The organism is Priestia koreensis (assembly GCF_022646885.1).
In the GTDB taxonomy this organism is placed as follows: domain Bacteria; phylum Bacillota; class Bacilli; order Bacillales; family Bacillaceae_H; genus Bacillus_AG; species Bacillus_AG koreensis_A.
This window is the reverse complement of record NZ_CP061868.1, coordinates 3,683,071-3,709,437: the sequence shown is the minus strand read 5'-3', so window position 1 is coordinate 3,709,437 and position 26,367 is coordinate 3,683,071. Positions and strand designations below refer to the sequence as shown.

Sequence of the window (26,367 nt, the reverse complement as noted above, 5' to 3'; positions counted from 1 at the left end):
GAAACAAGATGTCAGTGCGAACTTATTATTGCGGTGAAGTACCAGAAAGCTCAATTAGCGAAACGATTACTTTAAAAGGGTGGGTTCAAAAACGTCGTGATTTAGGAGGGTTAATCTTTATTGACCTTCGTGACCGAACAGGACTTGTTCAAGTCGTAGTAAATCCAGAGGTTTCACCTGAAGCACTAGCAGTAGCAGAAGGCGTTCGTTCGGAATATGTTCTTCAAGTAGAAGGTACAGTCGTATCACGTCAAGAAGGAACGATCAACAAAAATCTTTCTACAGGAACAATCGAAGTTCACGCATCAAGCGTAGTTGTTCTAAACAAAGCTAAAACACCACCTTTTGCTATTACAGATCAAGCTGAAGTATCAGAAGATGTGCGTTTAAAATACCGCTATTTAGATCTTCGTCGTCAAGTGATGTTTGATACGTTTAAAATGCGTCATAACATTACAAAGACAATGCGTTCATTCTTAGATGACAATGGGTTCTTAGATGTTGAAACGCCAATCTTAACGAAAAGCACACCAGAGGGCGCACGTGACTATCTTGTACCAAGCCGCGTGCATCCGGGTGAATTTTATGCTCTTCCACAATCACCGCAAATTTTCAAACAGCTGTTAATGGTAGGCGGATTTGAACGTTATTATCAAATTGCTCGCTGTTTCCGTGATGAGGACTTGCGTGCAGACCGTCAGCCAGAATTCACGCAAATTGACATTGAGATGTCATTCCTAACGCAAGAGGAAATTGTGGAATTAACAGAAGCGATGATGGCGAAAGTAATGAAGGAAGTAAAAGGCGTTGATGTAACGACTCCATTCCCTCGTATGACATACGATGATGCAATGGGACGCTACGGATCGGATAAACCAGATACACGCTTTGCAATGGAGCTTGTTGATCTTTCAGGGCTTGTTGAAAACTGTGGATTTAAAGTATTCAGCGCAGCGGTTGAAAACGGCGGACAAGTGAAAGCAATCAACGTAAAAGGTGCAGCTGCTAACTACTCTCGTAAAGATATCGATGCTCTAACGGAGTTTGTTTCACGCTACGGTGCAAAAGGTCTTGCATGGTTAAAAGTAGAAGAAGACGGTTTAAAAGGACCGATTGCTAAATTCTTCGGTGAAGAAGAACAGCAATCCTTCATCACAACGCTTGAAGCGACAGCTGGAGATCTGTTATTATTCGTAGCAGATAAAAAATCAGTGGTTGCTGATGCACTTGGTGCACTTCGCAACAAACTTGGGAAGGATCTTGGTTTAATCGACGAATCAAAATTCAACTTCCTATGGGTAACAGACTGGCCGCTTCTTGAATATGCAGAAGAAGAAGGTCGTTATTATGCAGCACATCATCCGTTCACAATGCCTGTTCGTGAAGACCTAGAGCGTCTAGAAACAGATCCAGGAAGCGTTCGTGCAGAGGCATATGACTTAGTCCTAAACGGATATGAGCTTGGCGGAGGATCTCTTCGTATTTACGAGCGTGACGTTCAAGAAAAAATGTTCAAAACGCTTGGCTTTACACCAGAGCAAGCACAGGAGCAGTTTGGTTTCTTGCTTGAAGCATTCGAATACGGTACGCCACCACATGGAGGTATTGCATTAGGTCTTGACCGTTTGGTTATGCTATTATCAGGACGTACAAACCTACGTGATACAATTGCATTCCCGAAAACAGCTAGCGCAAGCTGTCTGTTAACGAATGCACCAGGTGAAGTAAGTGAGGCTCAGCTAGAAGAATTAAGCCTTGCTGTTACGAAGCAAAAAGTAGAACAAAATTCATAAGTATATCGCTTGAAAATTCAGATATCTTGTGATAGGATAATGACTAATAAAAGGTCCTGATGTGTTCGTCTTATTACCTGTTGTTTTGACCGAACATTTCCATAAACGGGAGCTCGGAGTTGCAACCTTGCGCACATGCCTTTTCTAAGGACTTGCAATAGGTCGTACAGAGCACCCACCTGCTGAGAGCGGGTTCAAAACATGGGGCGGTTCGGACGGCACGATTGGGACCATCACTAATACACATATAACCTCTGCGTCTAACGACGTGGAGGTTTTATTTTGTTTGCAAAGGGAGGCTTTGAGTAAGCGTGCAAACAGGCAATGGTACTTTTCCTGTAAAAATACAAAACGAAATTGCAAAAATCCCTTAAATCCACTAGAATTACTAATGTTACGAAAAAGTAGAGTCGTTCATCTAATGAAATTTACAATAGAGAACCAAACAAAGATGGAGTGTGAACCAAATGTTACATCAATTTTCTCGCAATGAGTTAGCGGTCGGAAAAGAAGGAATTAATACATTAAAAAATAGTACAGTAGCGGTTCTTGGAATAGGCGGTGTCGGATCGTTTGCGGCTGAAGCTCTTGCACGTTCTGGCGTAGGTCGTCTTGTATTAGTCGACAAAGACGATGTAGATATCACAAACGTTAATCGTCAAATTCACGCGTTGCTTTCAACAGTAGGTCAGCCGAAAGCTGATCTAATGAAACAACGCATTGCCGATATTAACCCGGACTGTGAAGTCATTTCACTAAAAATGTTTTATACAGAAGAAACGTACGAAGAGTTCTTCAGCTATGGACTTGATTATGTCATCGATGCGTCTGATACGATCTCGTATAAAATTCACTTAATGAAAGAATGCTTAAAGCGTGAGATTCCAATGATCTCAAGCATGGGAGCAGCAAATAAGATGGATCCAACGCGCTTCCGCGTAGCTGATATTTCAAAGACACACACAGATCCAATGGCAAAGGTGATCCGTGTTCGTCTTCGTAAAGAAGGCATTCATAAAGGAATTAACGTAGTCTTTTCAGATGAGAGTCCAATTGTTATTCGTGAAGATATCCGTAAAACGGTTGGAAATGACGAAGCACAAATTCGTAAAGCGAAAATGCCACCATCATCCAATGCGTTTGTTCCGTCTGTAGCAGGACTCATTGCAGCAGGGCACGTTATTAATGATTTACTAAAAGACGTTGAAATCAAACGAGTAGGTCAATAAGAAAAAGGAGAAGACGCGATGTCTTCTCCTTTTCTTACTTTTTCTGCAGGTTGCGATAAATTTGCGAGAGCGCCTGCTCAAATTTACCGGTTTGTTTTGGTTCGTAGTAGCGCTTATTTTTAATACGATCTGGCAGGTACTGCTGTTTTACCCAGCCGGTTTCATAGTCATGAGGATAGAGGTACTCAACACCTCGACCTAATGAACTTGCGCCTTTGTAGTGAGCATCTTTTAAATGAGTAGGGACTTCGCCGCTTTTTCCACTACGAATGTCTGCAAGAGCTTCATCAAGCGCTTTGTAAGCAGAATTCGATTTTGGTGATAAGCATAGTTCAATGACCGCATTTGCAAGAGGAATTCGGGCTTCAGGAAAACCTAATCGCTCCGCTGTTTCAACTGCGGCTAGTATGCGCTGAGGTGCCTGAGGGCTTGCTAGTCCAATATCTTCGTACGCAATAACAAGAAGCCTTCTGCTAATGCTCACTAGATCTCCTGCTTCAATTAGCCGTGCTAGATAGTGAAGTGCCGCATTGACGTCACTGCCACGAATGGACTTTTGAAAAGCCGAAAGAACGTCATAATGGGCATCGCCATTTTTGTCGTGCGAGAAGTATTTTTTCTGCAGACATTCTTCCGCGATCGGTAAAGTAATACGAACGCTCCCGTCCTCACTTGGATCGGTCGATAAAATTGCAAGCTCCAGTGCTCCAAGTGCAGCGCGAACATCACCGTTACAAGCAGTCGCAAAATGTTCAAGTGCATCATCATCAACCGTAACGTGCTGTTTTCCATATCCCGTCTCGTCGTCTTCAATGGCACGTACAATCGCTACTTTAACCTCTTCTGGTAACAAGGATTTGAGTTCGAAGATTTGGCACCGACTTCGAATCGCAGGGTTGATGGCGTGATATGGATTACTCGTTGTCGCACCAATTAAGATGATTTTTCCATTTTCGAGGTATGGAAGTAAAAAGTCTTGCTTTGCTTTATCTAAACGATGAACCTCATCTAACAGTAGAATCACTTTTCCTGACATTTTTGCTTCTTCTGCGACAATTTCCATGTCTTTTTTATTGTTTACAACGGCATTCAATTGCCGAAAGGCTGTGTTTGTACTTTTGGCAATTGCCGTTGCCATCGTTGTTTTACCTGTTCCCGGAGGACCGTATAAAATCATGGAGCTAATATGGTTCGCTTTGACCATGCGCCGAATGATTTTCCCTTCCCCAACTAGGTGCTGCTGGCCAATCACATCGTCTAAATGTGTAGGACGCATCCGAAACGCCAGGGGCTGTTTCATAACGTACCATCTCCTTTTGTTATCGTATCTTTGATTGTACTATGACAATGCTAGATTCCAAAACGCTTTACCCTCTATCATAGCAAATTCGCCTTATAGTGCTTCATAATATGCTATAATATCTTAGGTCTAGTTTTTTTATAAATGACCACAATAAAGAATAAAACGAAAAGTTGACGCGATCTTCATGCAATAAAATCAAGTAGATAAAATTTGATATAGATGAACTGAATTTATATAAAAGGGGTGCTAGTAGAAATGAAAATTTCAACAAAAGGACGTTACGGATTAACGATTATGATCGAATTAGCGAAGAAATATGGGGAAGGTCCGATCTCGCTCAAAACGATCGCACAAACGCATAATCTTTCTGAACATTACTTAGAGCAGTTAATTTCTCCGCTTCGCAATGCACGTCTTGTAAAAAGTATTCGCGGTGCATACGGTGGTTACATTTTAGCGGACGAGCCTGTTCGAATTACAGCAGGCGATATTATTTCGGTTTTAGAGGGTCCTATTAGTCCAGTAGAAGTACTAGAAGATGAGGAGCCAGCAAAACGCGAACTTTGGATTCGAATTCGCGATGCTGTCAAAGAAGTATTAGATAGCACAACATTAGAAGACTTAGCGAACCATACAGATGGTAACGAAGATTCATATATGTTTTATATTTAAGGATTGAAGGAGTGTTTGATTTGGAACGGATTTACATGGATCACGCGGCTACGTCGCCCGTTCATCCAGCGGTCATTGATAAAATGACAACAGTTATGAGCGAAACGTTTGGCAACCCGTCAAGTATTCATTACTATGGGAGAGAAAGCCGTCGTTATTTAGATGAAGCGCGTGAAGTAATCGCAGCAAGCATCGGTGCGAACGTAACGGATATCGTGTTTACGAGTGGTGGAACGGAAGCGGACAACATGGCGCTGACAGGTGTTGCCCTTGCAAACCGTCACCGTGGCAACCATATTATTACGACTGAAATTGAGCATCATGCCGTACTTCATACGTGCGAAATGCTTGAAAAGCAGGGATTTGAGATTACGTATTTGCCTGTTGATGAAACGGGCCGAGTAGCAGTCAAAGACGTGGAAGATGCGCTTCGCGAGGAAACGCTTATCGTCTCAATTATGTACGGTAATAATGAAGTAGGAACGATTCAGCCTATTAAGGAGATTGGTGATGTGCTCCGTGGTCATGGTGCTTATTTCCATACTGATGCAGTGCAAGCTTATGGACTTGCAGAGCTAAATGTGCAAGAATTAGGCGTTGATCTTCTTTCGGTTTCGTCGCACAAAATCAATGGTCCAAAGGGCATTGGTTTCTTATACATGGCGCCAAACGTAACTATTTCACCTCTTCTATTCGGAGGTGAGCAGGAGCGTAAGCGCAGAGCAGGAACAGAGAACGTGGTAAACATTGTTGGATTTGCAGAAGCGGTTAAGCTCGCAAAAGAAACGATGACGGAGAAAAGAAACGCTTATCAAGATTTAAAGAAAGTCATGATTGATGTTCTAAAAAATGAGGACGTGCGCTTTGAGATCAATGGAAGCCTTGAGCATTCATTGCCTCACGTACTGAACTTATATTTCCCTGGAACAAATGTGGAGTCACTGCTTGTGAATCTTGATATCGCAGGGATCTCCGTTTCTAGCGGTTCTGCTTGTACAGCAGGTTCCATTGACCCATCACATGTTCTTGTGTCGATGTTCGGCAAGGAATCAGATCGCTTGGCCTCATCCGTGCGTTTTAGCTTCGGATTAGGAAATCAGAAAGAGCAGATTGAACGTGCTGCTTTTGAAACGGCTAAAATCGTAAAACGATTAACAACATGATAGATTTAGTGGAGGTGACATGAGTTGACAAAAGCACCAAAAGATACGCGCGTAGTTGTTGGGATGAGTGGAGGAGTAGACTCTTCTGTAGCTGCTCTTTTACTAAAACAACAAGGCTATGACGTAATCGGAATTTTTATGAAAAACTGGGATGATACCGATGAAAATGGTGTATGTACAGCGACGGAAGATTATGAAGACGTGATTCGCGTATGTAACCAAATCGGCATTCCTTATTATGCAGTCAACTTTGAAAAACAATACTGGGATAAAGTATTTACTTATTTCCTAGATGAATATAAAGCAGGACGTACGCCAAATCCGGACGTTATGTGTAACAAAGAAATCAAGTTCAAAGCATTTTTAGAGCATGCGATGACGCTTGGTGCAGACTACTTAGCAACAGGTCATTACGCGCAGGTTGAATATCGTGACGGTGAATACAAAATGCTTCGTGGCCTTGATGAAAACAAAGACCAAACGTATTTCTTAAATCAGCTTGGTCAAGATCAACTATCAAAAGTAATGTTCCCAATTGGGAATATTGACAAGCCGAAAGTACGTGAAATCGCCAAAGAAGCAGGTCTTGCGACGGCAACGAAAAAAGATAGTACGGGTATTTGTTTTATCGGTGAACGCAACTTTAAGGAGTTCTTAAGTCAATACCTACCTGCACAGCCTGGGGTGATGCAAACACTTGATGGTGAGGTAAAAGGTCATCACGAAGGATTAATGTATCACACAATTGGTCAACGTCACGGTCTTGGAATTGGTGGAAGCGGCGATCCTTGGTTTGCGGTTGGAAAAGACCTTGAAAAGAATATCTTATATGTTGCTCAAGGTTTTGATAATGAGCTTCTTTATTCAGAGTCTCTTATCGCGACGAATGTTAGCTGGGTTAGTGATAAAGAGTGGGATGAGCCAATGCGTTGCACAGCGAAATTCCGCTATCGTCAGCCTGACAATAACGTAACCGTTGAGAAGTTACCGGACGGAAATGTACGCGTCGTGTTTGACGAGCCAATCCGTGCGATTACTCCTGGACAAGCCGTTGTCTTTTATAATGGCGATGAGTGTCTAGGTGGAGGCACCATTGATGACGTATATAAAAACGGAGAGAAAATCTGGTACGTGTAAGTACGTTCTAATATGACTCTCCTTAAAGGTGATTTGTGAGCAGATATTGCTTGACGAATCACCTTCTTTTGTGTGCTATACTTTAAGGTAACGATAAATAGTTGGAGGACAGAAAATGACAGACCACAATCAATTAGGTATTCAATATATGCAAGAGGGAAAATACGAAGAAGCAGCTAAAGCATTTACAGAAGCGATTGAACAAAATCCAGAGGATGGAATTACGTACGTGAACTTTGGTAACTTATTGGGGGCTGTTGGAGACGCAGATCGTGCCATGAAGTTTTTTGAACGTGCATTAGAAATTGATGACACAATGGCAACAGCTTACTATGGCATTGGAACGATTTATTTCAACGCTGAGCAGTTTGAAAAAGCACAAAAACAATTTGAGACAGCGATTCAAAAAGGATTAAATACATCAGACGTGTATTTTATGCTTGGCTTAAGCTTGCTATATACAGAGCAGGATCGTTTGGCGCTTCCTTACCTGCAGCGCGCAGTGGAGTTGAACGGGGAAGACGTAGAAGCGCGCTTTCAATATGGACTTTGCCTCGCACAGCAGGGTGTGATTGAGGAAGCAAAAGCACAGTTTGAAAAAGTAGTTGAGCAGGACCCAGAGCATGCGGATGGGTACTACAATTTAGGCATAGCCTATGTGTATGAAGAAAATCGTGAAAAAGCGTTAGAAATGATGGACAAAGCATTAGCTATTCAGCCTGATCATGTGATGGCATTTGAAGCAAAACAGCTCATTAATCAATAACCATTTCGTTTTCTTAGTCAGAAAGGAGGGAGAACATGTCTGATGAACAAACGACTGCGGTCGAGGAACGCTTCATTAAGGGAACAGCCATTGTCACGATTTTTCATAATGAAGAAAACCTGTACAACGTTGCTCGCATTCGAGTAAAAGAAACGAATTTAACGTTAGAGGATAAGGAAGCGGTCGTGACAGGGTATTTCCCTCGCCTTCATGAGGACGAATATTATACGTTTTATGGGCATTTTAAAGAGCATCCAAAATTCGGCCTGCAGTTCAACGTAGAGCGATTTAAGAAAGAGCTTCCGCAGTCAAAGCAAGGCGTCATTCAGTATTTATCGAGCGATTTGTTTCATGGAATCGGTAAAAAGACGGCTGAGAGCATTGTCGATACGCTTGGTGAACGAGCGATTTATAAGATCATGAAAGACCCAAACGTGTTAAAGAAAGTACCGAAGCTATCCGGTGAAAAAGCGATTACGCTTGTCGAACAACTTCGTGAGCATCAAGGGCTAGAAGAAGTCATGATTAAGCTGACGGACTATGGTTTTGGTCCGCAGCTGTCGATGAAGATTTTCCAAGCGTACAAAAACGAGGCACTAGACGTTATTAAGCGCAATCCGTATCAGCTTGTTGAAGACGTTCAGGGAATTGGCTTTAATCGTGCGGATGAGCTTGGTCGTAAGCTCGGAATGGAAGGAAATCATCCAGATCGAATTCGAGCTGGAATTTTATACGTGCTCGAACAGGAGTGCAATCAAATTGGTCACGTATACTTAACGTTTGAACAGCTACAGCAGCAAACCATCGCACTGCTACAAAAAAATCATCAAGACGGGATCACCTTTGACGATGTGATGGACGAGATGGAGCGGTTGAAAGATGACAAAAAGCTAGTGCTAGCGGATGATAAAGCGTATATTCCACCTCTTTACTACGCTGAAAAAGGTGTTGCGACGGCCATTAAGCGAGTTCTTGAGCAAACCGAATATACCGATCAATTTCCAGAATCGGAATTTTTGTTGGCGCTCGGTGAGTTAGAAGAGCGTTTGAGCGTTCAATACGCGCCTTCACAGCGTGAGGCTATTCAAACCGCCCTTATGTCTCCGATGATGCTGTTAACAGGAGGTCCTGGTACGGGGAAAACGACCGTTATTAAAGGAATCGTCGAGCTCTATGCAGAACTGCACGGCTGTTCGCTAGATCCGGGTGAATACAAAAAGGATGAAACGTTCCCTGTTCTCCTCGTCGCTCCAACAGGACGGGCGGCAAAACGAATGAGCGAGTCCACTGGTTTACCGGCGGTCACCATTCATCGCCTTTTAAAATGGAACGGACAAGAGGGATTCGAGCACAACGAAGATCAGCCGATTGAAGGAAAGCTATTAATTGTCGATGAAATGTCGATGGTGGACACGTGGCTTGCTCACCAGCTGATGAAGTCTCTCCCTGTACATATTCAAGTCATCTTCGTAGGAGATGAAGATCAGCTTCCGTCTGTTGGACCAGGACAAGTTCTTCGCGACTTATTGCAGGCGAATGTCATTCCAACGGTTAGGCTAACGGATATTTATCGCCAAGAACACGGCTCTTCCATTATTGATTTGGCCCACGCCATAAAAAAGGGAGAGCTTCCTCCTGATATTAGACAGCCACAGCCAGACCGTTCATTTATTAAATGCACGACGGCGCAAATTAGCGAGGTAGTGCAAAAGGTTTCTGCCAATGCATTTAAAAAGGGCTATCAGGTGAAGGACATTCAAGTGCTTGCTCCGATGTATCGAGGACCTGCGGGCATTGATCAAATGAACGTCATTCTGCAAGAGCTATTTAATCCGCCTTCTCAGCAGCGCAGAGAAGTAAAGCACGGAGACGTCGTGTACAGAGTCGGTGACAAAGTTCTGCAGCTCGTCAATCAGCCGGAAAGTCACGTATTTAACGGTGATATGGGTGAGATCGTCTCCGTTTTTTATGCGAAGGAGAACACGGAGAAGCAGGATATGCTGGTCATTTCGTTTGATGGCAATGAGGTAACCTATACAAAGCAAGATTTTAATCAAATTACTCATGCGTACTGCTGCTCCATTCATAAATCACAGGGGAGCGAATTTTCCATCGTGATTTTGCCGGTTGTAAAAAGTTATTATCGTATGCTGCGTCGTAATTTAATTTATACGGCCGTGACGCGAAGTAAAAACTTTTTAATTTTGTGCGGTGAAGAAGACGCGTTGAACTTAGGAATTAAGCGGAACGATGATGGGATGAGGCAAACAACCCTGCTTTCTTTGCTGCAAAGTGAGGATGTTCCTCATGATCCGAATGAGGTCCCATTTATGGCAGATGCAAATATTGGCATGGAAAACGTTACGCCGTATGATTTTATGTAAAATATCAAAACATAACGATAGCCCACTAAAAGGTGTGGCTATCGTTTTTCTTTTTTTGGTTGATATGATCATCTTTGGCGTATGGTTTTAACAAAAAATGGGCACACTGCTCTACTACTAATAGTCGAGAAAATTGAGGTGTCCATTGTGTTAAGATGTCCAAACTGTAATAGTATTGATGTTGGGAAAATTGGCGTAAACCAATATTACTGCTGGGGATGTTTCATTGAATTAACCATTTCAAAAGGAAAAGCAAATTTGCATCAAGTTGAGGAAGACGGATCGTTGAGCTCACTTGATGACTTATTTTCAGACGATGAGAGAACGATTAATTTGTAACGTTACTCTTTAGAGGGGGATGCATCATGAACCGTTTTTTAACGTCAGCCGTCGTATTTGGCCTAGGAGCTTATGCATATAAAGCTGCAGACGACCGTCAAATGTTTTCAAGACGAAATATGAAAAAAATGCGCAAGCGCGTTATGAAATCATTTTCGTAAAACAAACAAAAGAGAACCTATCGGGGTTCTCTTTTTTATGGGGACTTTTTAATCGACGCGTATATTCTCTCGTAAATCATTCAGACTAACAGTAGCAGGAGGGATGCGACGTGAGAGAAGTACCTGTAAAATGGTTTTACCGACTAGGAGTGGCTTTATTACTACTCCTCTGTATATTTGTCTTCTTTAAAATTAAGTTTTTATGGCTACCCATTTTATTTATGATTTTTAAGGCCCTCATTCCATTTTTAATTGCAGGGTTTATTACATATCTTCTTCATCCGCTTATTGAAAAGCTTCATCAACAATCACTTCCAAGACCGCTAGCTATCTTAATTATCTATTTGCTGTTTTTTGGTGGGGTAGGGTATGCCATTTACAAAGGAATCCCAGTCTTTATTATTCAGCTACGCGATTTGAATGAGCAGCTGCCACAGGTGACCAATACGTATCGTGATTGGATCTCATCCGTTCATCATCATACCGAATCGTTGCCAAGCGGCGTGCATGAACGCATTGAACAGGCTCTTGATGATATGGAGGCGTCGCTTGGAGGCTGGATGGAACGAATTATGAACGGAGTAAAAGGATTAATCGGTGCTTTTTTAGTGGTCATTATTATTCCGTTTATTGTGTTCTACATGTTAAAAGACTTCGGTCTTATTCGAAAAGCAGTGGCCTTTTTGACTCCTAAAAAGTGGCATGCGCCAGGAAAACGGTTTTTGCACGATGTGAATGAGTCGCTAGGAGATTACATTCGTGGTCAATTTTTTGTATGTGTGATTATTGGTACTGTTGCCACCATAGGTTTATGGATTTTTCACATTCCGTATCCTTTGCTGCTTGGCATTATTATCGGTCTCACAAACGTGATTCCTTATTTCGGCCCGATTATTGGAGCTATACCAGCCGCGGTCATTGCCGCGACCATTTCCGTGAAGCTTGTGATTATTGTGCTCGTTCTCATTTTTTTCCTTCAGTTTTTGGAAGGGAATATTTTATCACCGCTCATTGTTGGGAAAAGCCTGCACATTCATCCTCTTTTTATTATGTTTGCCCTCCTTCTCGGGGGAGAACTGGGAGGAATTATTGGATTGATTCTTGCCGTACCAATTCTTGCCGTGGTGAAAATTTCACTCATTCATTTGCGTACGTATAGCTTCAAGCATTGACAAATAAAGTGCAATTTGTCATAATATCGCCATAAACATTGTCATACATAACGACAAAAGCAATGAAGGATCAAGTATGCTACAGCCCATTTATTCCGTTAGGATCAGAGAGAAGCTCCCAAGGCTGAGAGGGGCTTTAAATGAAGGGTAGCAGAAAGCTAATCTGGAGTGTAGATAAACTCTGCCGTGAAAGCTACGTTAGTGCTTCTGAGGTGATGAGCTCATTGTAGCTCATAATCAGGGTGGTACCGCGAGTATAACTCTCGTCCCTGCTTTTAGGGATGGGAGTTTTTTTATGCCATGAAACAACCATTTTAAGGAGGATATGAAGATGAAAAAGTTAACATCTGCACAAGTACGTCAAATGTATTTAGATTTTTTCAAAGAAAAAGGTCATAGCGTAGAACCAAGTGCTCCTCTTGTTCCTCATGAGGACCCATCTTTACTTTGGATTAACAGCGGTGTAGCAACACTTAAAAAATATTTTGATGGTCGCGTGATTCCAGCAAATCCACGTATTTGTAACGCGCAAAAATCAATTCGTACAAACGATATTGAAAATGTAGGGAAAACGGCACGCCATCATACGTTCTTTGAAATGCTTGGAAACTTCTCCATCGGTGATTATTTCAAAGAAGAAGCAATCGAGTGGGCATGGGAGTTCTTAACAAGCGACAAGTGGGTTGGCTTTGATGCTGACAAGCTTTCTGTCACGATTCATCCAGAAGATACGGAAGCGTATGATCATTGGAAAAACAAAATTGGGGTTCCAGAAGAACGTATTATTCGTTTAGAAGGAAACTTCTGGGATATCGGTGAAGGCCCAAGTGGTCCAAATACGGAGATTTTCTATGACCGTGGTGAAGCGTACGGTAATGATGAAAGTGATCCTGAACTATACCCAGGTGGCGAGAACGAACGTTATTTAGAAGTATGGAACCTTGTGTTCTCACAATTTAACCATAATCCAGACGGAACGTATACGCCGCTTCCAAAGAAAAACATTGATACAGGAATGGGTCTAGAGCGTATGGTATCAGTTATTCAAGACGTACCAACGAACTTTGATACAGACCTTTTCATGCCAATTATTGAAGCAACAGAAGCTATTTCCGGTCGTAAATACCGTCAAAGCAAAGAAGACGATGTGGCATTTAAAGTCATTGCTGACCACATTCGTACAGTAACATTTGCAGTTGGAGACGGAGCCCTTCCATCAAATGAAGGTCGCGGCTATGTATTACGTCGTTTACTTCGTCGTGCGGTTCGTTATGCGAAGTCAATTAATATTAATCGTCCGTTCATGTACGAGCTTGTACCGGTAGTTGCTGAAATTATGGTAGATTTCTATCCAGGCGTGAAGGAAAAAGTAGAATTTATTCAACGCGTCGTGAAAAACGAAGAAGAACGCTTCCATGAGACGTTAAATGACGGCCTTGCTATTTTAGCAACAGTTATGAAGCAAGAAAAAGAAAAAGGTAGCGACGTAATTGCTGGTACAGATGTGTTCCGCCTTTATGATACGTACGGTTTCCCTGTTGAACTAACGGAAGAGTACGCTGAAGATGAGAACATGAAAGTCGATCACGAAGGATTTGAACGTGAAATGGAAGCCCAGCGTGAACGTGCTCGTGCAGCCCGTCAAGATGTGGATTCGATGCAAGTTCAAGACGGTATCCTTGGTGAAATTAAAGCAGAAAGCACGTTTGTTGGGTACAGCAATTTAACGATTGAAACATCTCCACAAGTTATTCTTGTGAACGGTCAGTTTGCTGAAGCAGCTGAGGCAGGACAAGATGCACAGCTTATTTTAAAAGAGACGCCTTTCTATGCGGAGAGCGGTGGACAAATTGCGGATACAGGAACACTAACAAACGCAACGTCTAAAATCATCGTAAAAGATGTTCAAAAAGCACCGAACGGTCAAAATCTTCATACGGTACATGTTGTAGAAGGAACGTTAGCAAACGGTGAAACATACACAGCAACAGTAGATGAAGAAAACCGTGGTCACGTCATTAAAAACCATACGGCAACTCACTTACTTCACCAAGCACTAAAAGACACGCTCGGTGGTCATGTAAACCAAGCTGGTTCATTAGTAACAGGTGAGCGTCTACGCTTTGACTTCTCACACTTCGGCCAAGTAACGGCAGAAGAATTAGAGAAAATCGAGCAAATCGTAAACGAAAAAATCTGGAAGAGTATTCCGGTTGTCATTGAGAGCATGGGCATTAACGAAGCAAAAGAAAAAGGTGCAATGGCATTATTCGGCGAGAAGTATGGCAACGTTGTACGTGTCGTGCAAGTAGGCGACTATAGCCTTGAGCTTTGCGGTGGTTGTCACGTACCGAACACATCTGTTATTGGCTTATTTAAAATTGTTTCTGAATCTGGAATTGGAGCAGGAACACGACGTATTGAAGCTGTAACAGGTCAACATGCTTATCAGTTAATGAATAACCAAGTAAACACGCTAAAAGAAGCGGCTAGTAAACTAAAAGCAAATCCACGTGACATTTTAACGCGTATCGACGGTTTATTAGACGAAATGAAAGAAATTCAGCGTGAAAACGAATCTTTATCTACAAAACTGGGTAATATTGAAGCAGGTAGTCTTGTGGATCAAGTACAAGAAATTAACGGTGTAAAAGTACTAGCGAAGAAAGTAAATGCATCAGACATGAACGGCTTACGCGGCATGGTAGATGACCTTAAACAAAAGTTAGGATCTGCTGTGATCGTACTTGCATCGGCACAAGGTGAGAAAGTGAACATCGTTGCGGGTGTAACGAAAGATTTAATTGATTCAGGTTATCATGCTGGGAAGATTGTAAAAGAAGTGGCAACACGTTGTGGCGGAGGCGGCGGTGGTCGTCCTGATATGGCACAAGCGGGTGGTAAAGACGCTTCGAAAATCGAGAGTGCATTAAGCTTTGTAGAAGAATGGGTAAAATCCGTTTGATTACGACAAACATTAGTGTACAATAGAAACAAGAACTAACATTTTGTGAGTACATCCACAAGGAATGAGAGTGAGGTGTCAGTATGAGCTCTTTTGATCAAACCATGAAATTCAATTTTCATGATGACTCTTCAGAAACGAATGTTCATGAAGTATTGTTTACGGTTCATGATGCGCTAGAAGAGAAAGGCTATAATTCCATAAACCAGATTGTGGGATACTTATTGTCTGGTGATCCAGCTTATATTCCCCGCCATAAGGATGCACGTAACATCATTCGTAAGTTAGAGCGAGATGAGCTAATTGAAGAATTAGTGAAATCGTACTTAAAACAGCATCGAGAGGGTTAGTAAATGCGCGTACTTGGATTAGATGTAGGCACGAAGACAATCGGAGTGGCAGTGAGCGATGAAATGGGATGGACGGCTCAAGGAATTGAAACGATTAAAGTCCCTAATGAAAAGGTTCACGTAAGTATTCCAAGACTCCAGGAGCTAATTCAAGAGTATAGTGTTGAAGCGTTAGTAGTCGGGTTACCGAAAAACATGAACGGAACGATCGGTCCACGTGGGGAAGCCTGCATTGAATTTGCAGACCTTCTAAAAGAAGAGTTGCAAATGGAGGTTACTATGTGGGACGAGCGTTTATCAACAGTAGCAGCGGAGCGAGTCCTATTGTCTGCAGATGTCAGCAGAAAAAAACGAAAAAAAGTAATTGATAAAATGGCGGCAGTCATGATATTACAAGGCTATTTAGATAGCAAACAATAAATTGAGGTGTATACAATAATGGAACATGGTGAAAAACAAATTACAGTAGTAGACGAAAATGGCAACGAGCAATTATGTGAGGTTCTTTTCACATTTGCATCTGACGAATTCAAAAAATCATATGTACTTTACTACCCAGTAAGTGCAAGTGAAGATGACGAAGAAGAGATCGAAATTCATGCTTCAGCTTTCAACGAAGGCCCAGAAGGTGAAGAAGGCGAATTACAGCCAATCGAATCTGAAGAAGAATGGGATCTAATTGAAGAAATGCTAGGAGCTTTCTTAGACGAAGAAGAAGAAAACGAACAATAAAATTTTCATTCGAAAAGTGCCGTTGAAGCGATTCATGCTTCAACGGCACTTTTTTCTATGTGTGGCAATACTAAGTTTATCCATAATGTAGTATAATAAGTACCGCAGGAAAGGAGGATGTATCGTGTCAGATGAGCAAAAGCCAAATTCAATGCCTGCAATGTGGAACGGACAGCCGCCAAACAAGCGCAAAAAGCGCATGTGGATCATTTTATCTAGTATAGTAGGCGTCATTGTTCTTGTACTAGCAGGTCTTTTTCTCTATATACATTCCGCTTTGCAACCCGTAAATGAGCAAAGTAAAAAGTCCATTGAAGTAACGATCCCACCTGGTTCTAGCGTTTCAGCCATTAGTCAGGAATTAGAAAAGCAAGGGGTCATTAAAAACGGAACAATTTTCCGTTATTACGTAAAATTTAACGACAAAGGCAATTTTCAGGCAGGTACATATTCTTTTTCAAAGTCAATGGATGTTGATCAAATGATCAATATGATGACAAAAGGTGACGTATCGAAAAATGCGAAAATAAAGCTTGCCATTCCAGAAGGAACACAGCTTACGCAAATTGCTGCCATTATTGCTAAGCACACGCAGTATAAAGAATCAGATGTACTAGCGCTCGCAAACAGTTCGTCGTTCATTAACGGATTAATGAAAAAATATCCAAAGTTAGTCACAAAAGAAGTGTTGAATAAAGATGTAAAATATCCACTTGAAGGATATTTTTATCCAGCTACTTATCAATTTTATGATGAGAAGGTTTCGCTTCACGACATTTTGGATAAAATGATCAACAGAACAGACGACACGCTTCAAAAGTATCAAGATGATATGAAAGAGAAGAATTATTCTGCTCACAAAGTTTTAACGATGTCTTCTTTGGTTGAAGAGGAAGCAACGAATAAAACAGAGCGTGAGAAAATTGCAAGCGTCTTTTACAATCGTCTTAACGATAAAATGCCGCTTCAAACAGATCCGACTGTGCTGTATGCGCTAGGGGAGCACAAAAAACGCGTGTTGTACAAGCATTTAGAGGTAGATTCTCCTTACAATACCTATAAGGTAAAAGGATTGCCTCCGGGGCCAATTTCAAATGCAGGAGAAATGTCGATTAAAGCAGCTCTTCATCCGGCTACGACAAAGTATTTATACTTTTTGGCAACACCAAGTGGCGATGTGATCTTTTCAACCACGCTTCAAGAGCATAATAAACAAAAAGCGATCCATATTACGAATAAAAAATAACAAACAATTCAAAAGGGGGATGCGAAAGTTTCGCAATCCCTCTTTATTTGTGTTAAAATATATCGGGTTTACGCATTGAGAGAAAACCTATATAATAAACGAGTTGTGCTCTGTTTTTGTACAAGCTTTTTTTTGTGTAAAAATAGCTTTTTGACCAGAAATAGAGAACCTAATACACGTAAAAAATGAGCCGAAATAAGCTCATTTTTAATAGAGAGAATGAAAAGTAGGATGAATAAACAATCGTAATAAAAAGCCTACGTTAGATCGGAGGAAAAAGAGTTGCTTTCAAAAGAGGTAACCGATTATGTGGAGTCATTAGTTCCGAAGCGAAACGAATTGTTAAGTGAAATGGAAGAGTATGCAAAAGAGCACGGTGTTCCAATTATGGAGCTAATCGGCATTGAGGCGCTGCTTCAGCTGCTTCGTCTTCATCAGCCAAAGAAAATTCTTGAAATTGGAACGGCCATTGGCTACTCTGCTCTTCGAATGGCTTTTGCCTTACCAAACGCTCACATTGTAACGGTTGAACGTGATGAGGAACGTTATGAAAAAGCAGTACAATACATTGAAAAAGCGGGCTGTCAGTCACGCATTCACTTGTTATTTGGAGATGCTTTTGAGTTTGAAAAAGAAATGGAAGAGCATGGACCATACGACATGATTTTTATTGATGCTGCGAAAGGCCAATATCAGCGTTTCTTTGAGGCATATGAGCCGTTTTTAAGCGAACGAGGAATGATTATTTCAGACAACGTTCTTTTTAAGGGCTACGTTGCGGAAGATCATGAACTGATTGAGAAGAAGCGTATTCGCAGTTTGACGAAAAAAATTCAAACTTATAATCAATGGTTAATGGCTCACGAGGGATATGAAACGGTCATTCTCCCGATCGGCGATGGCATTGCTATTAGTCTTAAACGAGGTGAAGAAAAATGAAAAAGCCGGAATTATTAGTAACGCCTACTAGCGTTAATGATATTGCGCTTCTGGCAGATGCAGGAGCAACCGCATTTTTAATCGGTGAACAGCGCTACGGTCTTCGTTTAGCAGGTGAATTTAAACGTGAAGACATCGTAGAGGCAGTGAACATCGCACATAGCAAAGATACGAAAGTACATGTGGCAATGAACGGGATTTTCCACAATGACAAAGTAGACGAGCTAGGAAATTACCTTCTGTTTTTAAAAGACGCAGGAGTAGACGCGGTTGTATTCGGTGACCCAGCAGTGCTAATGGCAGCTCGTGAAGTAACACCAGAGCTTACACTTCATTGGAGCACAGAAACAACAGGAACAAATTACTACACGTGCAACTACTGGGGACGCAAAGGTGCGAAGCGCGCCGTGCTCGCTCGTGAGCTAAGCATGGATTCTGTCGTTGAAATTGCTGAAAAAGCAGACGTTGAAATTGAAGTACAGGTGCATGGGATGACATGTATGTTCCAATCGAAACGCTCGTTATTAGGCAACTACTTCGAGTATCAAGGAAACGTGCTTGAGATTGAAAATCGTAAGCAAGAAAAAAACATGTTCCTATTAGATAAGGAACGTAATAATAAATACCCGATTTTTGAAGATGCAAACGGAACACACATTATGAGTCCAAATGATGTAGCGATTATTGATGAGCTATCTGAGATGATTGATGCCGGAGTTGATTCCTTTAAAATTGACGGTGTGTTAAAAACAACGGATTACTTAGTCGAAGTCACAAAACGTTATCGTAAAGCGATTGATTTATGTGTTGCTGATCGCGATGAATACGAGGATGTAAAAGATGCTCTTTTAGAAGAGTTAGAAGAGCTACAGCCGATGAATCGCCCTCTTGATACGGGATTCTTCTTTAAAGAAACAGTTTATTAAAATGGACGTTTATAAGGAGGTAAAAGAATGGCAGTACAAATTGATGCTGTAGTAGATGGAAAACGCGTGATTACGAAAAAGCCTGAGCTATTAGCACCAGCGGGAAATCTCGAAAAGTTAAAAGTTGCTGTTCACTACGGAGCAGATGCTGTCTTCATCGGAGGACGTGAATATGGACTGCGCTCAAATGCCGATAACTTCTCTCAAGAGGAAATGGCTGAAGGCGTGCAATTTGCGAACAAATATGGAGCGAGAATTTACGTAACAACGAACATCTTTGCTCATAACGAAAATATTGACGGCCTAGAAGAGTATTTAGAAGGACTTCAAGAAGCTGGTGTGGCAGGGATTATCGTAGCGGACCCACTCATTATTGAAACGGCTCGCCGCGTTGCACCGAAACTTGAAGTGCATTTAAGCACACAGCAATCCCTTTCAAACTGGAAAGCCGTGCAGTTCTGGAAAGAAGAGGGCTTGGAGCGTGTTGTACTTGCACGTGAAACAGGGGCGGAAGAAATTCGCCTAATGAAAGAAAAAGTGGACATTGAAATTGAAACGTTCATTCACGGTGCAATGTGTATTGCCTACTCAGGTCGCTGTGTTTTAAGTAATCATATGACGGCTCGTGACTCAAACCGAGGTGGTTGCTGTCAATCATGTCGCTGGGATTATGACCTCTTCAAAGTCGAAGACGGGAAAAATGAAGTAGCGCTTTTCGATGACGAAGATGCTGCATTTGCTATGAGCCCGAAAGACTTAAATCTTATTCAGTCTATACCACAAATGATCGAGCTTGGAATTGACAGCCTTAAAGTTGAGGGGCGTATGAAATCCATTCATTACATCGCAACAGTTGTAAGCGTGTATCGTAAAGTAATTGACGCTTATTGTGCGGACCCGGACAACTTTGTTATTCAAAAGGAATGGCTAGATGAGCTTGATAAATGTGCGAACCGTGATACTGCTCCTGCTTTCTTTGAAGGTGTACCAGGCGTACAAGAGCAAATGTTTGGAAATCATAGCAAAAAAACAACGTATGATTTCACTGGTTTAGTTCTAGACTACAATGAAGATACACAAATAATTACCCTTCAACAGCGTAATTATTTCAAACAAGGAGACAAAGTAGAGTTTTTCGGTCCGGAAATCGAAAACTTTACGCAAGTAATTGATAAAATCTGGGATGAAGGTGGAAACGAATTAGATGCAGCGCGTCATCCGTTACAAATTGTTCGCTTCAAGGTAGATCAACCTCTTTTCCCTTATAACATGATGCGAAAGGGGCTATAAGAGACAGATGGGGAATAAAAAGCCTGTTGTAATCGGAATTGCTGGTGGTTCTGGTTCTGGAAAAACGACTGTAACAAAAGCCATTTATGAATATTTTAAAGGTCACTCAATTTTGCTTTTAGAGCAAGATTACTACTACAAGGATCAAAGTCATTTGCCGTTCGAAGAGCGTCTGCAAACGAACTATGATCATCCGCTTGCGTTTGATAATGATCTCTTAATCGAGCATCTTCAAAGCCTTGTGGAGTATGAATCCATTAACAAGCCTGTGTATGACTACACGCTACACACGCGTTCACAAGATGTGATTCCGCAAGAAGCAAAGGACGTTATTATATTAGAAGGCATTTTAGTATTAGAAGATGAGCGTCTTCGTGATTTAATGGATATTAAATTGTATGTTGATACAGATGCAGATCTTCGCATTATTCGCCGTATGCTTCGTGACATTAAAGAGCGCGGACGTACGCTTGAATCTGTAGTGGATCAATACGTGACGGTTGTACGTCCAATGCACAATCAGTTCATTGAACCAACAAAACGCTATGCGGATATTATTATTCCAGAAGGTGGACAAAACCACGTAGCGATCGACCTGATGGTTACGAAAATACAAACAATTCTTGAACAAAACGCCATTTTGTAATAACATAGCATAGAATACATCAATAGATTGGAAAAAATTCCATTTTACAGAGAATTTTTGTCATATTCTTTTTGGTAATCACACAAATTATAAAGAATACATGAAATGCACAGCTTCCCGCGAAGCTGGCATTTCTCTATACGCTTGTTTTTGATTTGTGTACATATACAGAAAGCCTCCCTGCAGGGGATAGATGACGAAACTTTTAGAAGGAGTGAAGGGTCGATGGCAACAGAAAAAGTATTTCCAATGACTAAAGAAGGTAAAGAAAAGTTAGAGCAAGAGCTTGAATACTTAAAATCCGTAAAACGTAAAGAAGTGGTTGAGCGTATTAAAACAGCTCGCGGCTTCGGAGACTTATCCGAGAACTCTGAGTATGATGCAGCGAAGGACGAGCAGGCATTTGTAGAAGCTCGTATCGCAACGCTTGAAAATATGATTCGTAACGCTAAAATTATTGAAGAGGATGCAGAAAACTCATCTGTAGTATCTCTTGGAAAATCTGTTACGTTCGTAGAGCTTCCAGATGGTGATGAAGAAACATACACAATCGTCGGTAGTGCAGAAGCAGATCCGTTTGAAGGAAAGATTTCAAATGACTCTCCAATTGCGAAAAGCTTAATGGGCAAACAAATTGGCGATGAAGTAGTTGTTCAAACGCCAGGCGGAGAAATGAGTGTAAAAATCGTTACGATTAAATAAGAGATGAACAGGTGGTCCTACGGGGCCACTTTTTTTGTGTTGTCGTTTTAAACCACCTTTTTCTCGTCAACAATGATGAAGAGGTGACGAGAATGAAAAACACGGTCAAACGCATTCATTTTGTTCTTATTTTAATGATGATTATGATTGGCGTGCTCGTAGGACGGATGGCGCAAATTCAGCTCATTGATACCGAAACGTTTTCAAAAGAAAAAATAAATCTGATCGAATCTAGCGTTAAACAGCGAACCCAAGAAATGGTCTTAAATGATGGGCGTGGACAATTTACCGATAAAAATGGCGTGCCATTAACCGTTCAAAAGGAAAGAAGACTTGTGGTATTTCCGTTTGTAAAAGAAATGACGTGGCCAAAAGAGAAAGTCGCAAGCATTATGCAACATACAACAGCTACGTTAGATGAGGAAATTAACACGTTAGATAAGCCTGCCGTCATTGGTGAAACACTTACGAGTGAGCAGGCAAAAGAAATTAATGCACTTAAAATCCCCGGAGTGTTTGCGCTGAATGTGCAAAAAAAAGTGAAAGATCCAATAGCTGAACAGCTCATTGGAATTACAGGGGAAAATAAAAATGTGATGACAAAGCGCTACAATAAGAAAGTAAATGATGGGGAGCTTTCCATTAATACACCAATAGGGGTTTCAGGCTTACAGTCGTCCTTTGATGAGTTTTTAATACCAGAGCAGGAATCCAAGCTTCTTTACCACGTTGACCGCCGAGGTGGTCCTTTGTTTGGTATTGAAGTAAAGTATACCGGTGCTGGAAATCCCTTTTATCCCGTCAGTGTGCAAACAACGATTGATTCTTCCATCCAGCAAAAAATGGAGAGTATTCTAGATGACCACGGCCTTAAAGAGGGAGGCGCAGTTCTTCTTGACATCGATACAAATGAGGTAGTTGCCATGACGAGCAGGCCTCATATTAATCAGCAGCGAAGCAGTGGCGTCGGAAATCGTATGCTCGTACCTCAAGTGCCGGGGTCCGTTTTTAAAACGGTCATTGCCGCCGCAGCAATTGACTCAGGAATTGATACGTATAAACGGACATTTAACTGTGATTTAGACATCTATAACAAGTTGGAAAAGCAAGCGAAAAGAAAGGGAATGCTTAATTTTCAAGACAGCTTTGCTGAAAGCTGCAACTATACGTTTGGAACGGTCGCAAAGGAAATGGTCAAAGAGAATAAAACGATTATTGATGAGTATGCCAATAAGCTAGGGTTAATCGATCCTGTAGGATGGCAGGGAGATGTCTTTCACTTTAGTGATTTTACGCAGTTTGATCATGAGGGAAAGGGCGTCATTTGGCATCAAAACAAGCCGTCCACTTATTCAAAAGAAATTGCCCAAACGGCGATCGGGCAGCGAGATGTACGGGTGACGCCGCTTGCAGTTGCCAACATGATGGCAACAATCGCAAGGGGAGGAGAAAAGAAGCAGGTTCGTGTCGTGGATCGCATTCAATATAAAAATGGCGCTACGTTATACACCTTTCAGCCCCAAAAGCTTCAAGGAGATCATATCGCACCGTATACCGCAATTCGGCTTCGTCAATTGCTAAAAGAGGTCGTTGATCACCCAAAGGGAACGGGAAGACGATTTCAGTCGCTAGCTGTTCAAGTAGCAGGAAAATCTGGAACGGCGGATATCCGGGCGGTTGAAGGGAAAAATACGAACATCATTAACAAATGGTTTGCAGGATATTTTCCCGCCAATCATCCAAAATATGCGCTTGTTGTGGTAGACTTAAATACAGAAAGTAGCACGACCCCTACAAACGCTGTATTTTATGATATAGTAAATACGCTGTATCCGAAGTAGTGACCTGTAAAATGTACCAATAATATTACAATTGTTCATCAAAATTCAGATATTACTTCAAGAATTCGGCTCGTAGTGGTAAAATAGTTCATTATAAAAACTGGGGGAATCTTAGTTTATGGAAAACAAACGATTTTCACAACGACATGAAAAACGGAAAGAAAAGACTAACCGCATTTATAACGTACTCATTGCCGTTGTCGCTGTTTTAATTGTGTTTGTTGGTGGTAGCCTCATGATGAATCATAAGGACAAGCCTGCAGATACACAAACCGCTTCTTCTGAAGTGAAAAAGGATCACAAAAGTGATTCCAACAAGTCAGAAGACAAGAGCGATAAAAGCAAAGCTGATGACGATCAAAATAAAGATGATCAAAGTGCTGATGATCAAAGCTCAGATGATTCAACTGTAGATGATCAAGCGACAGAAGATGATCAAAGCGCTGATGATGAAAGTCAGGATGAAGATAAGGGTGACGTACAGGTTACTGAAAACAACGACCCATCATCAGACGTTGATAAAACCGTTGTAGATCCAAACTGGAAGCCAGTGGGCACAGAACAACAAGGTGAGCACGTGGCAACATATGAGAAGGGGTCTACGGACTGGAATGAAATGCTGAAAGCTGTTAGCTCAGCTACAGGTGTTTCAGAGAGCGATATGATCATTTGGCGTATCGGAAACAATGGAAGTCCGCAAAAAGCAGTCGCAACCATTGAATCCAAATCACAGCAAAAAAAATATCGCGTTCAAATTGATTGGGTAGACGGCGAAGGCTGGAAACCTGTTCAAATGGAAGAGATGAAGTAAAAAAAAGATGCACCTTGGTGCATCTTTTTTTTATGCCTTGTATTTAAAATGGACAACGGCCGAATACCATTTCAGACCTTTATCGTAATCAATGCTCATTTGGTGAGATACGTGTTTCACCTCAAGCATGATCGCGGTATTTTGCTCGATTTTTTCATTGATTTTCTTTTCTAGCGTATCCAAATCGTGTGCCTCAAAAAACTCAATCTTGTCTTGAATCATATTTAAATGAAAATTCATGAACGCCTACTCCTTTTTTTCATAAGATAAATGTACCCTATAATTTTACACGAATCGGGGAGATAGTACTTGAACAAAACATCATAATGTGTTAATTTTAGATCACTTGATGTTTTAATTCATACTATACTCATATGAATTATTTGTATTAGGAGGAAAAGGCCATGGGTCGCGAATTTCTAGATATATTTGAAGATTGGGCAGACAAATATGACACGTCCGTAACAGGACATGATGAAGAATATAAAGAAGTTTTTGCACGATACGAAGACATTTTACAAAAGGTTGCAGACCTTTCTGTAGGCAACGTGTTAGAGTTTGGCGTTGGAACGGGAAATCTGACAACGAAACTGTTAGGAAATCGTCTAGAGGTGTTTGGCGTTGAGCCTTCAAAGCCGATGCGTGATCTAGCAGTAGAGAAGCTTGGTGACAGTGTGAGCATAAGCGACGGAGATTTTTTGAACTTTGATCTCCCGAATGCTTCCGTTCATACCATTGTGAGTACGTATGCTTTTCATCATCTAACAGACGCTGAAAAAGATGAAGCTGTTAGAAACTATGGAAACTTCCTTCCTGTGGGTGGTAAAATAGTGTTTGCTGATACGATGTTTGAAGATAAGAAAGCTTACACAGATACAATTCAGCAATCCAAAGAAAAAGGTTATCATAACCTAGCAGAAGATTTACAGCGGGAGTATTACACAACAATCGGAGTGCTTCGCTCCATTTTAGAGAAGTACGATTTTGACGTTGAGTTTACACGTTTTAATCATTTTGTGTGTGTGATGAACGCCACTAAACGATAAAGGAGTTTTTCAAACGATGAAAGTAGCAATTATCGGAGCAATGGAAGAAGAAGTAACGATTCTACGTGACAAACTAGAGAACCTAGAACAAACCGTTATTGGTGGATCTGAGTATTCAACAGGTACAATTGATGGCGTGGACATTGTTTTATTAAAATCAGGAATTGGAAAAGTAAACGCAGCGCTCTCAACAGCTGTCCTGCTTGAGAAGTTCAAGCCTGATTACGTTGTCAACACAGGTTCAGCAGGAGGCTTCCATCCGGAACTAAATGTTGGTGATGCGGTTATTTCAACAGAAGTAAGACATCACGATGTAGACGTAACGATCTTTGATTATGAGTACGGGCAAGTTCCTGGTATGCCAGCTGCATTCCTACCAGAGGAGAAGCTTGTACGTGCTGCTGAGGAAGCGGCCAAAGAAATTACGGACATGCAAATTGTGAAGGGTCTTATTGCAACAGGCGATTCATTTATGAATGATCCTGTTCGCGTTGAATTTGTACGTGAGAAGTTCCCGAATTTATATGCAGCAGAGATGGAAGCAGCAGCGATTGCTCAAGTTTGTCATCAATTCCAAACACCGTTTGTTATTATCCGTGCACTATCTGATATTGCTGGAAAAGAGTCAAACGTTTCATTTGATCAGTTCTTAGACAAAGCAGCATTAAATTCAGCAAGCCTTGTATTAGGGATTGTTAAGCAACTAACGAAGTAATGACCTGGATGAGGGTATTTTGACACGACGTCTAAATTC

26 protein-coding genes, 1 other RNA gene and 1 other annotated feature are annotated in these 26,367 nt (G+C 41.4%); of the genes, 25 read left to right on the top strand and 2 right to left on the bottom strand.

The window, feature by feature from the left end; all coding sequences use genetic code 11:
• The first annotated feature begins 8 nt into the window (after window positions 1-8).
• The 3 genes from aspS (at window position 9) to IE339_RS19550 (ending at window position 3,022) form a co-directional block, all read left to right on the top strand.
• Window positions 9-1,793, top strand: a complete 1,785-nt coding sequence (aspS, locus tag IE339_RS19560; RefSeq protein WP_242170346.1) for an aspartate--tRNA ligase — start codon at window positions 9-11, stop codon at window positions 1,791-1,793.
• A gap of 50 nt (window positions 1,794-1,843) precedes the next feature.
• Window positions 1,844-2,028, top strand: a non-coding RNA gene (ssrS, locus tag IE339_RS19555) — 6S RNA.
• 232 nt (window positions 2,029-2,260) lie between these two features.
• Entirely contained in the window at window positions 2,261-3,022 is a 762-nt protein-coding gene (locus IE339_RS19550) for a tRNA threonylcarbamoyladenosine dehydratase (RefSeq protein ID WP_242170344.1), read from the top strand.
• Between the two features lie 34 nt (window positions 3,023-3,056).
• Here IE339_RS19550 and IE339_RS19545 read toward each other — a convergent pair whose 3' ends face one another.
• The gene (locus IE339_RS19545; protein WP_242170341.1) at window positions 3,057-4,322 is read right to left on the bottom strand and encodes a replication-associated recombination protein A; all 1,266 of its coding nucleotides are present in this window, start codon (window positions 4,320-4,322) and stop codon (window positions 3,057-3,059) included.
• Window positions 4,323-4,580: 258 nt separating this feature from the next.
• On the opposite strand from IE339_RS19545, the gene cymR reads away from it, so the two are divergent.
• From cymR to IE339_RS19445, 20 genes are all read left to right on the top strand, one after another.
• Complete coding sequence (gene cymR, locus IE339_RS19540; protein ID WP_242170339.1) at window positions 4,581-4,997, top strand: cysteine metabolism transcriptional regulator CymR; 417 nt, start codon at window positions 4,581-4,583, stop codon at window positions 4,995-4,997.
• A 20-nt stretch (window positions 4,998-5,017) separates the two neighbouring features.
• On the top strand, window positions 5,018-6,160 hold the full coding sequence (locus IE339_RS19535) for a cysteine desulfurase family protein (RefSeq protein WP_242170336.1): 1,143 nt from the start codon (window positions 5,018-5,020) through the stop codon (window positions 6,158-6,160).
• A gap of 24 nt (window positions 6,161-6,184) precedes the next feature.
• The gene (gene mnmA, locus IE339_RS19530; protein WP_242170334.1) at window positions 6,185-7,297 is read left to right on the top strand and encodes a tRNA 2-thiouridine(34) synthase MnmA; all 1,113 of its coding nucleotides are present in this window, start codon (window positions 6,185-6,187) and stop codon (window positions 7,295-7,297) included.
• Window positions 7,298-7,412: 115 nt separating this feature from the next.
• Window positions 7,413-8,063, top strand: a complete 651-nt coding sequence (locus IE339_RS19525) for a tetratricopeptide repeat protein (RefSeq protein ID WP_242170332.1) — start codon at window positions 7,413-7,415, stop codon at window positions 8,061-8,063.
• Window positions 8,064-8,098: 35 nt separating this feature from the next.
• A complete protein-coding gene (recD2, locus tag IE339_RS19520) occupies window positions 8,099-10,447 on the top strand; it encodes an SF1B family DNA helicase RecD2 (RefSeq protein ID WP_242170330.1) in 2,349 nt (782 codons plus the stop codon).
• A gap of 147 nt (window positions 10,448-10,594) precedes the next feature.
• The gene (locus IE339_RS19515) at window positions 10,595-10,786 is read left to right on the top strand and encodes a hypothetical protein (protein WP_053401027.1); all 192 of its coding nucleotides are present in this window, start codon (window positions 10,595-10,597) and stop codon (window positions 10,784-10,786) included.
• A gap of 26 nt (window positions 10,787-10,812) precedes the next feature.
• Window positions 10,813-10,947, top strand: a complete 135-nt coding sequence (locus IE339_RS19510) for a YrzQ family protein (RefSeq protein WP_083446484.1) — start codon at window positions 10,813-10,815, stop codon at window positions 10,945-10,947.
• Window positions 10,948-11,057: 110 nt separating this feature from the next.
• Window positions 11,058-12,119, top strand: coding sequence for an AI-2E family transporter (locus IE339_RS19505; RefSeq protein WP_242170328.1), 1,062 nt, complete (start codon window positions 11,058-11,060; stop codon window positions 12,117-12,119).
• 53 nt (window positions 12,120-12,172) lie between these two features.
• Window positions 12,173-12,393: a binding site (T-box leader), on the top strand.
• Window positions 12,394-12,450: 57 nt separating this feature from the next.
• Entirely contained in the window at window positions 12,451-15,084 is a 2,634-nt protein-coding gene (gene alaS / locus IE339_RS19500) for an alanine--tRNA ligase (protein ID WP_242170325.1), read from the top strand.
• 83 nt (window positions 15,085-15,167) lie between these two features.
• On the top strand, window positions 15,168-15,434 hold the full coding sequence (locus tag IE339_RS19495) for an IreB family regulatory phosphoprotein (RefSeq protein ID WP_053401030.1): 267 nt from the start codon (window positions 15,168-15,170) through the stop codon (window positions 15,432-15,434).
• A gap of 3 nt (window positions 15,435-15,437) precedes the next feature.
• Window positions 15,438-15,854 (top strand): Holliday junction resolvase RuvX, encoded by a 417-nt coding sequence (gene ruvX, locus IE339_RS19490; RefSeq protein ID WP_053401031.1) that lies wholly within the window; start codon window positions 15,438-15,440, stop codon window positions 15,852-15,854.
• Between the two features lie 18 nt (window positions 15,855-15,872).
• A complete protein-coding gene (locus IE339_RS19485; RefSeq protein WP_242170322.1) occupies window positions 15,873-16,166 on the top strand; it encodes a DUF1292 domain-containing protein in 294 nt (97 codons plus the stop codon).
• Window positions 16,167-16,326: 160 nt separating this feature from the next.
• Entirely contained in the window at window positions 16,327-17,412 is a 1,086-nt protein-coding gene (gene mltG / locus IE339_RS19480; protein ID WP_431522792.1) for an endolytic transglycosylase MltG, read from the top strand.
• A gap of 282 nt (window positions 17,413-17,694) precedes the next feature.
• On the top strand, window positions 17,695-18,351 hold the full coding sequence (locus tag IE339_RS19475; protein ID WP_242170315.1) for an O-methyltransferase: 657 nt from the start codon (window positions 17,695-17,697) through the stop codon (window positions 18,349-18,351).
• Window positions 18,348-19,277, top strand: a complete 930-nt coding sequence (locus IE339_RS19470; RefSeq protein ID WP_242170312.1) for a peptidase U32 family protein — start codon at window positions 18,348-18,350, stop codon at window positions 19,275-19,277. The genes IE339_RS19475 and IE339_RS19470 overlap by 4 nt, the downstream gene beginning before the upstream one ends.
• Window positions 19,278-19,304: 27 nt before the next feature.
• Window positions 19,305-20,567, top strand: coding sequence for a peptidase U32 family protein (locus IE339_RS19465; RefSeq protein WP_242170310.1), 1,263 nt, complete (start codon window positions 19,305-19,307; stop codon window positions 20,565-20,567).
• A 7-nt stretch (window positions 20,568-20,574) separates the two neighbouring features.
• The gene (udk, locus tag IE339_RS19460; RefSeq protein ID WP_053401036.1) at window positions 20,575-21,213 is read left to right on the top strand and encodes a uridine kinase; all 639 of its coding nucleotides are present in this window, start codon (window positions 20,575-20,577) and stop codon (window positions 21,211-21,213) included.
• Window positions 21,214-21,438: 225 nt separating this feature from the next.
• Window positions 21,439-21,915, top strand: a complete 477-nt coding sequence (gene greA, locus IE339_RS19455; protein WP_242170308.1) for a transcription elongation factor GreA — start codon at window positions 21,439-21,441, stop codon at window positions 21,913-21,915.
• Window positions 21,916-22,007: 92 nt separating this feature from the next.
• Complete coding sequence (locus tag IE339_RS19450; protein ID WP_242170306.1) at window positions 22,008-23,756, top strand: peptidoglycan D,D-transpeptidase FtsI family protein; 1,749 nt, start codon at window positions 22,008-22,010, stop codon at window positions 23,754-23,756.
• Between the two features lie 118 nt (window positions 23,757-23,874).
• Complete coding sequence (locus IE339_RS19445; protein WP_242170303.1) at window positions 23,875-24,567, top strand: YrrS family protein; 693 nt, start codon at window positions 23,875-23,877, stop codon at window positions 24,565-24,567.
• A gap of 30 nt (window positions 24,568-24,597) precedes the next feature.
• Here the strand turns inward: IE339_RS19445 and IE339_RS19440 are convergent, their stop codons facing one another.
• Window positions 24,598-24,807: a DUF2536 family protein gene (locus IE339_RS19440; protein ID WP_242170301.1), complete on the bottom strand. Its 210-nt coding sequence runs from the start codon at window positions 24,805-24,807 to the stop codon at window positions 24,598-24,600.
• A gap of 164 nt (window positions 24,808-24,971) precedes the next feature.
• Here IE339_RS19440 and IE339_RS19435 point away from each other — a divergent pair, with 164 nt between their 5' ends.
• Both IE339_RS19435 and mtnN read left to right on the top strand, forming a co-directional pair.
• The gene (locus IE339_RS19435) at window positions 24,972-25,613 is read left to right on the top strand and encodes a class I SAM-dependent methyltransferase (protein WP_242170299.1); all 642 of its coding nucleotides are present in this window, start codon (window positions 24,972-24,974) and stop codon (window positions 25,611-25,613) included.
• 16 nt (window positions 25,614-25,629) lie between these two features.
• Entirely contained in the window at window positions 25,630-26,328 is a 699-nt protein-coding gene (mtnN, locus tag IE339_RS19430) for a 5'-methylthioadenosine/S-adenosylhomocysteine nucleosidase (RefSeq protein ID WP_242170297.1), read from the top strand.
• The last annotated feature ends 39 nt before the right edge of the window (window positions 26,329-26,367 follow it).

Excerpts from the sequence above, each read along its gene's own strand:
- recD2 (WP_242170330.1), top strand. The coding sequence starts at position 8,099 with ATGTCTGATGAACAAACGACTGCGGTCGAGGAACGCTTCATTAAGGGA.
- mltG (WP_431522792.1), top strand. The coding sequence starts at position 16,327 with ATGTGGAACGGACAGCCGCCAAACAAGCGCAAAAAGCGCATGTGGATC.
- IE339_RS19465 (WP_242170310.1), top strand. The coding sequence starts at position 19,305 with ATGGCAGTACAAATTGATGCTGTAGTAGATGGAAAACGCGTGATTACG.
- aspS (WP_242170346.1), top strand. The coding sequence starts at position 9 with ATGTCAGTGCGAACTTATTATTGCGGTGAAGTACCAGAAAGCTCAATT.
- IE339_RS19470 (WP_242170312.1), top strand. The coding sequence starts at position 18,348 with ATGAAAAAGCCGGAATTATTAGTAACGCCTACTAGCGTTAATGATATT.
- cymR (WP_242170339.1), top strand. The coding sequence starts at position 4,581 with ATGAAAATTTCAACAAAAGGACGTTACGGATTAACGATTATGATCGAA.
- ruvX (WP_053401031.1), top strand. The coding sequence starts at position 15,438 with ATGCGCGTACTTGGATTAGATGTAGGCACGAAGACAATCGGAGTGGCA.
- IE339_RS19435 (WP_242170299.1), top strand. The coding sequence starts at position 24,972 with ATGGGTCGCGAATTTCTAGATATATTTGAAGATTGGGCAGACAAATAT.
- IE339_RS19495 (WP_053401030.1), top strand. The coding sequence starts at position 15,168 with ATGAGCTCTTTTGATCAAACCATGAAATTCAATTTTCATGATGACTCT.
- mtnN (WP_242170297.1), top strand. The coding sequence starts at position 25,630 with ATGAAAGTAGCAATTATCGGAGCAATGGAAGAAGAAGTAACGATTCTA.
- IE339_RS19445 (WP_242170303.1), top strand. The coding sequence starts at position 23,875 with ATGGAAAACAAACGATTTTCACAACGACATGAAAAACGGAAAGAAAAG.
- IE339_RS19485 (WP_242170322.1), top strand. The coding sequence starts at position 15,873 with ATGGAACATGGTGAAAAACAAATTACAGTAGTAGACGAAAATGGCAAC.
- IE339_RS19510 (WP_083446484.1), top strand. The coding sequence starts at position 10,813 with ATGAACCGTTTTTTAACGTCAGCCGTCGTATTTGGCCTAGGAGCTTAT.
- udk (WP_053401036.1), top strand. The coding sequence starts at position 20,575 with ATGGGGAATAAAAAGCCTGTTGTAATCGGAATTGCTGGTGGTTCTGGT.
- greA (WP_242170308.1), top strand. The coding sequence starts at position 21,439 with ATGGCAACAGAAAAAGTATTTCCAATGACTAAAGAAGGTAAAGAAAAG.
- IE339_RS19450 (WP_242170306.1), top strand. The coding sequence starts at position 22,008 with ATGAAAAACACGGTCAAACGCATTCATTTTGTTCTTATTTTAATGATG.
- IE339_RS19440 (WP_242170301.1), bottom strand. The coding sequence starts at position 24,807 with ATGAATTTTCATTTAAATATGATTCAAGACAAGATTGAGTTTTTTGAG.
- alaS (WP_242170325.1), top strand. The coding sequence starts at position 12,451 with ATGAAAAAGTTAACATCTGCACAAGTACGTCAAATGTATTTAGATTTT.
- IE339_RS19545 (WP_242170341.1), bottom strand. The coding sequence starts at position 4,322 with ATGAAACAGCCCCTGGCGTTTCGGATGCGTCCTACACATTTAGACGAT.
- IE339_RS19525 (WP_242170332.1), top strand. The coding sequence starts at position 7,413 with ATGACAGACCACAATCAATTAGGTATTCAATATATGCAAGAGGGAAAA.
- IE339_RS19550 (WP_242170344.1), top strand. The coding sequence starts at position 2,261 with ATGTTACATCAATTTTCTCGCAATGAGTTAGCGGTCGGAAAAGAAGGA.